Source organism: Nostoc sp. CMAA1605, from assembly GCF_021596505.1.
Lineage (GTDB): Bacteria > Cyanobacteriota > Cyanobacteriia > Cyanobacteriales > Nostocaceae > Trichormus.
Genome location: NZ_PJIZ01000070.1, coordinates 1 through 12756, shown reverse-complemented (window position 1 = coordinate 12756; position 12756 = coordinate 1). Strand labels below are relative to the sequence as shown.

The 12756-nt window shown below is 39.7% G+C and carries 10 protein-coding genes; 8 read left to right on the top strand and 2 right to left on the bottom strand.

From position 1 onward, the window contains the following. Positions 1-52 precede the first annotated feature (52 nt). The 6 genes from CV014_RS20695 (at position 53) to CV014_RS20670 (ending at position 7412) form a co-directional block, all read left to right on the top strand. Entirely contained in the window at positions 53-1282 is a 1230-nt protein-coding gene (locus tag CV014_RS20695) for a hybrid sensor histidine kinase/response regulator (protein WP_236143756.1), read from the top strand. Positions 1283-1746: 464 nt separating this feature from the next. Continuing rightward, the gene (locus tag CV014_RS20690; protein WP_236143755.1) at positions 1747-3036 is read left to right on the top strand and encodes a sensor histidine kinase; all 1290 of its coding nucleotides are present in this window, start codon (positions 1747-1749) and stop codon (positions 3034-3036) included. Between the two features lie 99 nt (positions 3037-3135). Beyond that, positions 3136-4287 carry an FIST signal transduction protein gene (locus CV014_RS20685; protein WP_236143754.1) on the top strand — a complete coding sequence of 384 codons (1152 nt, stop codon included), beginning with the start codon at positions 3136-3138 and terminating at the stop codon, positions 4285-4287. A 15-nt stretch (positions 4288-4302) separates the two neighbouring features. Further along, complete coding sequence (locus CV014_RS20680; protein ID WP_236143753.1) at positions 4303-5337, top strand: sensor histidine kinase; 1035 nt, start codon at positions 4303-4305, stop codon at positions 5335-5337. 122 nt (positions 5338-5459) lie between these two features. Beyond that, entirely contained in the window at positions 5460-6002 is a 543-nt protein-coding gene (locus tag CV014_RS20675; protein WP_236143752.1) for a methanogen output domain 1-containing protein, read from the top strand. A gap of 66 nt (positions 6003-6068) precedes the next feature. After that, positions 6069-7412 (top strand): ATP-binding protein, encoded by a 1344-nt coding sequence (locus CV014_RS20670; protein ID WP_236143751.1) that lies wholly within the window; start codon positions 6069-6071, stop codon positions 7410-7412. A gap of 43 nt (positions 7413-7455) precedes the next feature. Here CV014_RS20670 and CV014_RS20665 read toward each other — a convergent pair whose 3' ends face one another. Beyond that, the gene (locus CV014_RS20665; RefSeq protein WP_236143750.1) at positions 7456-9015 is read right to left on the bottom strand and encodes an NAD(P)H-quinone oxidoreductase subunit N; all 1560 of its coding nucleotides are present in this window, start codon (positions 9013-9015) and stop codon (positions 7456-7458) included. Positions 9016-9515: 500 nt separating this feature from the next. Here CV014_RS20665 and CV014_RS20660 point away from each other — a divergent pair, with 500 nt between their 5' ends. Then, positions 9516-9707 carry a hypothetical protein gene (locus tag CV014_RS20660; RefSeq protein WP_236143749.1) on the top strand — a complete coding sequence of 64 codons (192 nt, stop codon included), beginning with the start codon at positions 9516-9518 and terminating at the stop codon, positions 9705-9707. On the opposite strand, the gene CV014_RS20655 is transcribed toward CV014_RS20660, so the two are convergent. After that, positions 9694-12126: an ATP-dependent helicase gene (locus CV014_RS20655; RefSeq protein ID WP_236143748.1), complete on the bottom strand. Its 2433-nt coding sequence runs from the start codon at positions 12124-12126 to the stop codon at positions 9694-9696. The genes CV014_RS20660 and CV014_RS20655 overlap by 14 nt on opposite strands. Before the next feature lie 284 nt (positions 12127-12410). Here CV014_RS20655 and CV014_RS20650 point away from each other — a divergent pair. Next, the coding region (locus tag CV014_RS20650) for a peptidase U32 family protein (protein ID WP_236143747.1) at positions 12411-12756 on the top strand (346 nt) is incomplete at its 3' end.

Here is a 12756-nt window from a genome sequence, read left to right as displayed (position 1 = left end):
GGAAAAAGCGATAAACTCAGAAATAAAATGGTATATTTAGCAGGATTTGGGGATGAAGACTTATACAAATGAATCTATTTTAATCGTAGATGATATTCCTACTAATATCAAAGTTTTATTTGAAATTCTTAATCAAGCAGGTTTTAAGGTGGCTGTGGCTAAAAGTGGTAAAAGTGCTTTAAAAAAAGCAGAAGAGACGTTGCCGAATTTAATTTTATTAGATGTCATGATGCCGGAGATGGACGGTTTTGAAACTTGTCGTCTGCTCAAGGAAAATTCTCAAACTAGGAATATTCCAGTAATTTTTATGACGGCGCGCTCTGATTTAATAGACAAGGTACAAGGATTAAAAATTGGCGCCGTAGATTATATTACTAAACCCATTGAATATGAAGAAGTTTTAGCAAGGATTAATGTTCACTTAGAATTAAGACGTACTCAATTACAACTGGTGCAGGAAGAAAAAATGTCTGCACTAGGACAATTAATATCAGGAGTAGCACATGAAATTAATAATCCGATAAATTTTATTGTTGGTAATATAATTTATGCTCAAAGTTATGTTGATAATTTATTGGCATTATTAAATTTGTACGAGAAGCATCAACAACAGAAATTGCCAGATATTCAAGCTTATGCTGATCAGATTGAATTGGATTTTCTGAAATCAGACTTACCCCAACTATTATCATCGATGAAAACAGGTGCAGAACGCGTTGAAAAAATTGTGCGATCGCTCCGTTCATTTTCGCGTCTAGATGATACAGAATACCAATTATTTAATATTCATGAAGGTATTGATAGCACGTTGGTGCTTTTAAGTAATCGAATTAAAACCGTTTCCAAAAAAGTCGAAATCAATATAGTCAAGAATTATGGAGAAGTCCCGGCGGTAGAGTGCTATGCAGGCCCAATTAATCAAGTGTTGATGAATCTACTAGCAAATGCCATTGACGCTGTAGAAGAATCCTTATTAAGTGGTAAAATTTCGGAAAAACCAACAATTGAAATTATTACAGATGTCACGGAGGATAAACAATCTGTTTTAATTATTATTGCTGATAATGGTGTAGGCATCCCTGAAGAAATCCAACAGAAAATATTTGAGCAGTTTTTTACTACTAAACCTCTAGGGAAAGGAACAGGTTTTGGATTAGCGATCGCTCATGAAATCATCGTAGACAAACACAAGGGGAAATTAGAAGTTCAATCTGCTTGTGGGGAAGGCGCGCGATTTCTCATTACTATTCCTATCGAACAAACCCTAAGCAACGTGCAATGAATCAATTCAAAATTCAAAATTCAAAATTCAAAATTAAAGACAGCCACCCACAAGGGGTGGGGTTTCTACCTACCTTGCGAAAAAATCCTTGTTTCGCAAGGTAGGGGCGTTAGCGTAGCGGGACGCAAGTCCGGTTTTCAACCTAACTTTTTCCAATAAAAGATTCTTGAGTCTGTCACATCCAAGATGTTGTTACATTTGATTTTCTGGGAACTATAGTCTTGTAGCTTACTCGTATTGGCAAATTGCTCAAGACTGTCATAATTAATGGTGGTTTGCTCTCGTAGTCAACAGCACGAAAAATTAAGTGTTTACCCTGTGACTTCAAGTATATTCTCGTCACAAAGCACTGGGGGTCTGTTGATCACATAATCAAGGTGTGAAGATATTGCTGAATTTCTTCTCTAGCCATTTACCTTTAAGCCAAAGCAGAAGAATACCCATAAACTTGCAAGTCCCGTAAAATGCTTCATACATCACCAGAAAATAACTTGATTTTAGTTGTCGATGATACACTAACAAACTTAGAAATTATCTCAGTTGCACTGATTGATAGTGGTTTTACTGTCATTACAGCTATTAATGGAGAACAAGCAATCCAGCAGATAGAATCTCGATTACCAGATTTAATTTTATTAGATGTCATGATGCCCAGAATGGATGGCTTTGAAACCTGTCAAAAAATCAAAGCCAATCCCCTGACACAAGATATTCCAGTGATTTTTATGACTGGGATTACAGATACAGATAGTAAAGTCAAAGCTTTGAACTTAGGTGCTATTGATTATATTACTAAACCTTTTCAAAAAGAAGAAGTTTTAGCACGCATTCAAACACATTTACAATTAAGAAATCTGAATAAGAATTTAGAAAAAATAGTGGCGGAACGCACGGCTAAACTTGATAGAACTCTGCGAGAATTACAGGAATTTCAAGTTCAGCTTGTCAAACAAGAAAAGATGTCAGTTCTGGGTCAATTAGTCACAGGAATTGCCCATGAAATTAATAATCCTGTAAGTTGCATTTATGGTAATTTAGGTCATGCTTTGACTTATTTTCAAAATCTGATTAATCTGATTGAACTTTATCAAAAAAATTACCCCGAACCCGTAGAACCAATTCAAGATGCAATCACAGCAATGGATCTAGATTATGTCTGTGATGATTTACCGAACTTGATTTTTGCGATGAAAGAAGGGATTCAACGGATTCGAGATATTAGTAATGGACTGCGAATTTTTTCTAGAGCCGACACAGAAAACAAAGTTGAGTGCAATATTCACGAAGGTATTGATAGTACACTTTTGATTCTCAAACATCGCCTTAAAGGTTCAGAAATCAGTTTACCCATTGAAGTTATTAAAGATTACGGTGATTTACCTTTAATAGAATGCTTTCCTGGTCAGTTAAATCAGGCATTTATGAATATTTTAGCGAATGCGGTTGATGCGTTAGAAGAATCTAACGATAAATATAGTTTAGAACAACCTAAACAAATATCTATTTGTACGATGCTGAGTGAAGATGAGAATCATGTTCTAATTAAAATTAGAGATAATGGTACAGGGATGTCATCAGAAATTCAACAGAGAATTTTTGAGTATCTATTCACTACTAAGCCTGTAGGTAAAGGCACTGGTTTAGGGTTGGCGATCGCGCATCAAATCATTGTACAAAAACATCAGGGTAATTTAGAGGTAAATTCTCAGATCGGTATGGGTTCTGAGTTTATCATTACTATTCCTAATTCTTAGCAAATTAAGTAACTATAAAATCTATTGAAATCCTCTATTTAGCTGCGAAGTTTGGGAACTATATATTTGTAGAGGTTGATTTACTAGACATTGAAATCGATGTTTAAGATAGTAGTTGGTCATAGTAATGACCCTGACTCGTTTGCAGCCGTTGAGGAAGTCATTCAGCAATGTACTACTTCCCTAAATGGACATATTCCCCAGGCGGGAATTTTGTTTACCGCCATTGATTTTGACCACATTCTGATTCTGCAAAAAATTCATCAGGTGTTTCCAGGAATTGAGTTAATTGGTGGAACTACTGATGGAGAAATTTCCTCAGTTTTAGAATTTCAGCAAGATTCAGTAACTTTAATGTTGTTCCACTCAGACGAAATAGAAATTTTTGCCGGAGTGGGAGTGCAAGTTTCTGTTGATCCTCTGAAAGCAACACAGCAAGCAGTAGCACAAGCAAAAGCTAAAACTACAAAACTACCGCAATTATGCTTAACTCATCCTGAAAGCTTGACTACTAGCGGTGTATCAATTTTAAAGGGTTTAAAACTGGCATTAGGAGAAAAATTTCCCATATTTGGTGGTTTAGCTGCTGATCAATCAAAATATCAGCAAACCTATCAATTTTTTCAAACACAAGTCCTCAGTGACTCTGTGCCGATTTTATTATTTTCTGGAAATATTCTCTTTTCTCATGGTGTTGCTAGTGGTTGGTTTCCCATTGGTAAAACTAGTAAAGTTACCAAAGTGGAAAAAAATATAGTCTACGAAATTGATCATCAACCAGCTTTAGAATTTTATCGCCGTTATTTAGGTACTCTGTCACCTTCCATAGAGTACCCCATCGCCGTATTTGCAGACGATGAGGTAAATTTCTATCTGAGAGCGCCCATTGCTCATGATGAAACAACGGGTAGTATTACCTTTTTTGCTGACGTTCCTGAGCAAGCAACCATTCAAATGGCGGAAGCTGGACATGAGGACATTTTGACAGCTGCTCACGCATCATTTATGAATGCCGTGAATAATTATCCAGGAAAAAAACCAGCCGGTGTACTATTTTTTTCCTGTGTAGCTAGGCGACAAATATTGGGTATGCAAACACAACAGGAATATCAAACAACCAGAAATTATGTAAATCAGTTTTTACCAGCTTGTGGATTCTATTCCAATGGTGAAATTGCTCCCATCAATTCCACCGGACAAACACATTTTCATAATGAAACATTTGTCACTTTAATTTTGGGAACTAGTTAAATAATTACAGAAACTATGAATTGCCAAGAGGAAATTCAAAAGCTCCAAAAAGAAAACAGAATATTACAAAAAAAGTTAGAGCGTTCGGATATAGACCGGATTAAGTTAGAGGAAACCAATAGAAAAAAGGAGTCACTACTAAAAAAAGTCATTGATGAATTACAAACATCACAAGCTCAACTAGAACAAAGAACATCAGAACTAGAACGAACATTAATTAACTTGCAAGTTATGCAGGATAAAATGACGGTTTTAGGGGGATTAGTTGCAGATGTAGCGCATGAAATTAATAATCCTGTGGGTTTTATTATGGGAAACATTACCCCAGCGATTGAATACATTCATGATTTACTATATCTGATTGACCTTTATCGGCAATTTTATCCTCACCCTTCCCCCGTCATCCAAAAACAAATTACACATATGGATTTGGATTATGTTCGTGAAGACTTACCAAAACTCATCACTTCTATGAAAGAAGGAACTACACGTATTAGCCAACTCAGTTACAGCTTGCGGACTTTTGCACGGGCTGATACAGAATCTAAAGTTCCGTTTAATCTGCATGAAGGGATTGACAGCACCCTTTTTATTTTAAAACATCGCTTAAAAGCCAATCAGTATCGTCCAGAAATTCAAGTAATTCAAGAATATGGAGATATTCCGATAATAGAGTGTTTCCCTGGGCAATTAAACCAGGTATTTATGAATATTTTAGCTAATGCGATTGACGCTTTAGAAGAATCTAACCAAGGCTTGAATTTTGCTGATATTGAAAACAAAGGCAATAAAATTATGATTAAAACAAAGTTAGATGAGCAGAATAATTTAGTTGTAATTCGGATTAAGGATAATGCTTTGGGTATGTCAGAATCAGTTAAAAGTAAAATTTTTGAACATTCATTTACAACTAAACCTGTAGGCAAAGGTACTGGCTTAGGATTAGCTATTGCTCATCAAATTATTGTCCAAAAACATGGCGGAACTCTGGATGTAGAATCAGTTGCAGGAGAGGGTTCAGAGTTTGCGATCGCCATTCCTCTGACTTAGTTGTCATAACAATAAATTTTGATTAACCTAAGTTAATAAAATTCATTATTTTTGTTGTATATTTTTCAGCTTTGTTTGGGGAATATTAAATTTAGATGAACCACTAACTAGGAACTAATTGTATGAGTCAAATACTAGAATCATCAATAGATGCGGCAAACATCTCCCTGGAGCGAGATGTTTTTTTACGCACATTGATTCGAGAACTCTCTGGAACTTTACAAGATGTAGTCGGCTTAGAAGAAGCTTCTGGATTTATTAGTGTAGTTGGTCAACGTATGGGTGATAAAATCAACCAAGAATATAAATCTGTTTTGAAAGTTTCTCAACTAACTCGTGAGCAAATTGCTGAGGTTTTAGTTGATTTAAAAAAACGGATTCAAGGTGATTTTTATATCATCGAACAAAATGACGAAAAAATTGTCTTTGGTAATCGAGTTTGTCCCTTTGCAGAGAAAGTCTTAAATCGTCCAGCTATGTGTATGATGACTTCTAATGTATTTGGCACTATCGCTGCTGATAACATAGGCTATGCCAAAGTAGAACTACATGAAACCATAGCATCGGGTGGTGATGGGTGTAGAGTTACAGTTTACCTCAAACCTACAGAAGAGTCAGAAGATGCAGAAGGTAGAGAATATTTTAGAAGTCTGGATCATCGCTAAATTTTTCTAGCACTTAATTTTGAATCGATTAGGGTTTAGTGCTTGTAATCATATAATTAAAAATTCATGACTCCTGAACAATTTCTGCAACTAGCAAGAGTTTTACCAGAACCTTTAATGTTAGTTAATCACGAAAGTGAACTACTAGCAACTAATCAAGCAGTAGCTGAGATGGTTGGTTTACATCGTCGTGACTTGCAGAAAAAACAGCTAGTGGATTTGATTGCGGAGTCACCAGAAGAGTTAAAGCAGTACCTGAAAACTTGTTCAACTAGTAGAGCAATGGTTGTTGGTACTCTGACGTTGCGCCATAGTGATGGCAACACATTAATATGCCGTAGTCAAGGAGCAGTAATTCAACCTGCAACTCCTGAATCTGCGGCTTTAATTCTTCTCCGGTTAGAAAATAAAGCTGCGGCGAACAGTAACTTTACTTTGCTCAACAAAAAAATCAACGAGTTAAGTCAAGAAATCCAACATCGTCAACAAGTAGAGGCGGATTTAGCCAAAATTAATGAAGAATTAGAACACAGAGTAGAAGAAAGAACAACTGCTTTACAAGCAACACTCAAAGAATTGCAACTTACCCAAAGCCAACTGATACAAGCTGAAAAGATGTCTGGTTTATGCCAAATTGTTGCGGGTATGGCGCATGAGATTAATAATCCTATCAGTTTTATTTTGGGTAATATTAATTATGCTCAAGAATATACACACAATTTATTACAATTAGTGGCAGTTTATCAAAAATATCTGCCTCATCCACCTCTAGAAATAGAGGAAATTCTAGAATCAACGGATTTAGATTTTCTCATACCAGACTTAGATAAAGTTTTTGCTTCTATGAAAGTAGGGGCGGAGCGTATTCAGGGCATCATCAAAACGTTAAGAAATTTTGCCAGATTAGACGAAGCTAGTGTTAAGCAAGTCGATGTTCATGAAGGTATAGATAGCACTTTAGTTGTATTAAATCATCAATTACAAACTCAGGGCGGTTTAAAAATTCAGGTGATGAAAAATTATGGTGAATTGCCGCAAATTACCTGTTCTCCTGACCAACTTAATCAAGTGTTCATGAATATTATCAGTAATGCCATTGATGCTCTAGAATGTTGCCAGGAATCACCTACAATCACTATTCAAACGGAACTCATAAATCATGATTGGATAGAAATTTCCATAGCAGACAATGGAGTAGGAATTAGTGAAAAAATCCAATCCAAATTATTTGACCCCTTTTTCACGACTAAACCAGTGGGGAAAGGTACAGGACTAGGATTATCTATCAGCTATCAGATTATCGTCAAAAAACATGGTGGCAAACTGAATTGTTATTCGCCTCCTAGTGGCGGCGCAAAATTTGTGATGCAAATTCCAGTCAATTTAATAAAAAATATAAAAAATGACTAATAGTGCTAAGACTACTAGTCATTTTTTAGTAGGGAGATAGGATTTACAAACCTTTTGATGGCTCAGTCGCAGCTACATTTACTGGAGTGTTCACCACTGCTGCTTGTAAAATTGCAGTGTGAGTAACAGAATTATTGGCCAAGGTAAATAGAGGATTGGACAAAATTCCAGCCAGGGAAGTAGCAATCAGAGTGATAATTAAGCCTACTTGCAAAGGTCTAAATCCGGGAATATTCCAACGTATTGGGGGATAATTCTTCACTACGTCAGACATTTCTTGGGGTTCTTTCACCACCATCATCTTAACTACACGAATGTAGTAGTAGATGGAGACGACGCTGGTAACTAGACCAAGTAGAACTAACCAGTAAAGACCGGCTTGCCAACCTGCCCAGAACAGGTAAATTTTCCCGAAAAACCCAGCTAAAGGCGGAATTCCACCTAAAGACAGGAGAGCAAGACTTAAACCCAAGGTGAGTAGAGGGTCTTTTTGGTATAAACCAGAGTATTCGGCGATTTGGTCTGTTCCTGTCCGCAGGGAGAACAGAATCACACAGGTAAAGCCGCACAGGTTCATGAATAGGTAAACCAGCAGGTAAAAAATCATGCTGGCGTAACCGGCATCAGTCCCAGCAATTAAGCCAATCATCACAAACCCAGCTTGGGCGATGGATGAATAAGCTAACATCCGTTTCATGCTGGTTTGGGCAAGGGCGACGACGTTACCCAAAATCATACTGAGGACGGCTAGGGCTGTGAAGACAAATTTCCATTCCTCGGCGACGAGGGGAAAAACTACGGTGAGTAAGCGGATAGCCAGGGCAAATCCAGCTGCTTTAGAACCCACAGACAAAAAGGCAATCACTGGAGTAGGTGCGCCTTCATAAACGTCTGGTGTCCATTGGTGGAAGGGTGCAGCAGAGATTTTAAAGCCAATACCTGCAATTACAAACACCAGGGCAATCACCACACCCAAGGATTGACCCACATGGGCTTGAGATATACCATTAGCGATCGCACTCAGTTCTGTTTGTCCACCAGACAGACCGTACAGTAATGATACACCGTACAAAAAGACTGCTGTGCTGGAAGCTCCAATTAGTAAGTATTTCAGAGCTGCTTCATTAGAACGGGGGTCACGCTTGGTATAACCTGTCAGTAGGTAAGAGGAAATACTCAGGGTTTCTAGGGAGATGAAAATCATCACCAACTCACTAGCCCCAGAGACAAACATCCCGCCAAGGGTTGCTGTCAACAAAATAGCGATGAATTCTGCTAAAGCAGTACCACTCTGCTCAACGTAGCGAATTGACATCAATATAGTCACGGCAGCAGACAAAGCAACGATACCGCGAAAAACGATACTGAGGTCGTCACTATTAAAACCACCGCTAAAAGAGATGGGATTAGTAGCATCCCATTGAAATACTAGGGCGACAGTCGCAGCTAGTAAACCTGCGATCGCTAGATATCCAATCCAGCGTGAAGATGTCCGCCCTAAAATCAAATCAACGAGCAAAACCCCCATGAGGGTAACAATGACAATTCCCTCTGGTAAAATCGTTCCCGCATTTAATTGGGATGCAAGATTAGCAAAATCCATGAGATATATAGGTTTTGGCGATTAGACATTAAGGCTCACTGTGTTCACTCTAGCAATTTTTCTTCACCAAAGTTGCATTTAACTTACTGTCTTTTTACTCAGGGTTGATTTTAGCTGAAAACTAGTTCCTGTGAGAGTAGTAGCTTTTAATCACGCAAGGTTGCTATCCTTACCATTCGATTAATTTATGGTAATGACGCATAGGGAATTGGGAATTGGGCATGGGGCATTGGGAATGGGGTAAGAAATTCGGCTTTGCTGATTAATGGAATGATTTATGTTTCGCGCAAAGGCGCAAAGCCGCGAAGAACCAATCTTCTGCTTTGCATACAAGCCTCAGTTCATCCCACATTTATACAACGCCAGAAATTCTACCTTGTCTATCCTGCCTCCCCTACCGCCTTGCCTACGCAGTGATAGGATATCTTTTAAGTTGGGAGTCCCTTAATTTTTGGTAGTTCCTCAGTAAAAGGTAGGATTTAATTGATTAGTGAGGTTCTATGATGACTTTACAAGAGATTATTAGTTCTATTGAAAGTTTACCGCCGGCTGAACAGGATTATTTGCTTGATTACCTCAGTAAAAATAAGGAGGAATCTAGAGGGGATAATTTTTGGCAGGGATTACAAAAATTTAGAAGTGCCATCGAAAGTGAGGGTATTATTTTCACTGATGATGTTATACACTCCTAACCACACACTCAGGAAACTGACGCTTCAAGGCTGAGAACACTGGACAGGGGGCTTGTTCTTGGAGGTTTTCTGGTTTACTCCAGGTGAAGGGGGCTTTTTGTGCCGCAGACATCCATAATAATTGTTTGGCTCTAGTCATCGCTACATACAGCAAACGATACTCTTCGGCTGTTTTGAGGTGTTTGGCTTGTTTCCAGGCTGGGGTGACTTCGGGGATGCTGGCTTCACCGTGGAGGGCGGCGCGAATTTGGGCGCGGGCTACTTCTGATAGGGTGAAGTCGCCTAAAAATTGGCTTTGGGGTGGAACCCAGAACCTTCCAGGAATCAGGTTTTCATGGAGGAAGGGCAGAAATACATAGTTCCAATCTAGCCCTTTAGCTTTGTGCATGGTGATAATAGTAATTTGACCAGGGCGGGTGTAACGGGCTTCTACATCCTCTGTTTCCACTGGTTCAAAGCGTTCGGAACTGACGATTTCACTTAAAACTGACAGCATCGAACCCATTGAGTTATTCACAGCGATTTGTTTGTTGATTCGTTCTGAGAGTTTGTCGGCTGTGGCTAGTTCGGCTTGGTCGTAATTTAAGGTTAAAGCTAAGAAGGAAATTAGCTGATACAAAGGTAATTCCAAACGGGCGCGCAGTAAACTACGACACAGGTGGGCAGCTTTTTGGACTGGTTCTGGTTGTGGTGCAGCTAAGGGACTGGGATAGAGAAATTCTTCAGGGAGACTGGCTAGGGCGTTGAGGTCTTGGGTGGGGATGAGTTGACGCTGTACTAAGACTTCTAGGGCGGTTTTGAGGTAGTCGGGAGAATGGGGACGATCGCAAAATTGTAACAGTGCTAATATTTCTTGGGGAACATGGGAACGGCGATCGCTTTCTCCCACATCAAATATATTAATGTTATGTTCCTTACACAGTGGTTCTAGTGCTTGAGATAACCAACGACCTTGGCGATTTTCACGCACTAACACCGCCGCACTTTTAGTCATATCTTGAGTTAATAGCTCAATTACCCGATTACCCAGCAATTCGACTGTGTGATGAATATCACGGGGTATATAGATTTCCAAACCTTGACCGACGGCTATAGGGTTGACATCCGTGGGGTGGACAGGACGAATCATTTGCAGACTAAAGGGACTGGGAAGTTGGGGAGACTTCTGACTTTTAGCCCCATAGGAACTATTCACCCATTGCAGAGCAAAATTAGCCGCTTCGATAATGATCTGCGTACTGCGACCAGCTTGATCCATTGTTGCCAATCTACCAGAGCGATCGCACCCTTGACAAAACTCCCGAAAATAAATCGGGTCAGCCGGCGTAAACGTCGAGTTAATCGCTTGGTTAGGATCACCCACACGGATTAAATTTATTGGGAATTGGGCATGGGGCATGGGGCATGGGGAATTGGGCATTGAGTATTGAATTTCCTCCCCTGCTCCCCCTGCTCCCCCTGCTCCCCTGCCCCCCTGCCCCCCTGCTCCCCAATCCCCATCACTCGCCAAAATCTCTAATAACTGCGTCTGTAATGGGCTAGAGTCTTGGGCTTCGTCTTCAAAGACGGCGAAAACTTGGTTTTGTTCGATGCGGCGTGCGCTGTCGTTTTCTAGGACGCGGAGAGCAGCCAAAATCATGTCGTCATAGTCGATAAAATCACGCGATCGCATGAGATTTTGATATTCTTCATACAATCCGGCAGCGATCGTTAAAATCTCATACGCATCAGTGGTTTGTTCGCTCCATTTTCGTAATTTAGCAGGAGAAATCCCAGAACTTTTGGCTTCATGAATCACGGTAGTTGCTAAGTCTGGTAAAACTTCAGTTCTTAGCACCGACTGACGACGCAACCTTTCTGTCTCCTCACCATCAAATTGCTGTCCTTCCAATAACTGCAAATATAGACGGGGATGATTCACAATCCATTGTTCTACGGCGGTGCGAATAAAGCGGTGACTTTGGTTGGGGGTAATGAGGGTGACGTTTTCTAAATCTAAACCCGATAAATCAGGGTGACGACTAGCGATATTGAGAGCCAAACCATGCAGAGTATAAACAGCAAAACCAGTTTGGGGTAAAGATAACTGCTTGAGATAGTCGCGAATTTTTAACTTAATATTAGCAGCCGCAGAACGTGTAAAAGTTACTACCACCAACTGACGACGAGCCAAAGGGCGTGATTGCAGAGCATTTTGATATTGACGAGCAATTGCGATCGCCGCCGCCGCCGCCATCCCCGTAGATTTACCAGCACCAGGAACAGCAGAAACAGCCAGTGGCCCAGATTGCCAATCAGCCATTTGTTGCTGTCCAGGGCGCAAAGTCTGGCGGATAGCTAAAATTTTCTCTTGTAAAACTGCAACAGATGAAACTTCAGATGTCAGTGGAGCAGTAGTAGTAAAATTAGTATCGGGCATGGTTGTGGAGGAAAAGGAAATGATTCTATTGCACGCAGAGACGCAGAGGCGCAGAGAGTGAGAGAAATTTAAATAAATATCACTAAACTAATTCATCTAAATCTTTAAACATATCGACACTTGATAGACACTACTCAATATTTTAAAGTCTTAAACTCTTTTTCCTCTCTGCGTCTTTGCGCCTCTGCGTGAGACAGCCCACCCCACAAATATGCAACGCCACTTGATATATTGAGTTAAAATTATAAACCTGCGACTAGCTATATAAACCTAAATTAAATCTAATGGAAATTGCTAATTCTCACCAATTAATTCCTGAAATTCTCGCACCTGCCGGTAACTGGGAATGTGCGAAAGCGGCTGTAGAAAATGGTGCAGATGCAATTTATTTTGGTTTAGATAGATTTAACGCCAGAATGCGGGCGGAAAACTTCACTGAAGCAGACTTACCAGAACTAATGACCTTCCTACACCGTCGCGGTGTCAAAGGTTATGTCACCGTCAATACTTTGATTTTCCCCAAAGAACTAACACAAGCCCAACAATATCTCCGTACAATTATCGCGGCTGGTGTGGATGCGGTGATTGTTCAAGATGTGGGCATTTGTCGGTTAATTCGTCACCTTTCCC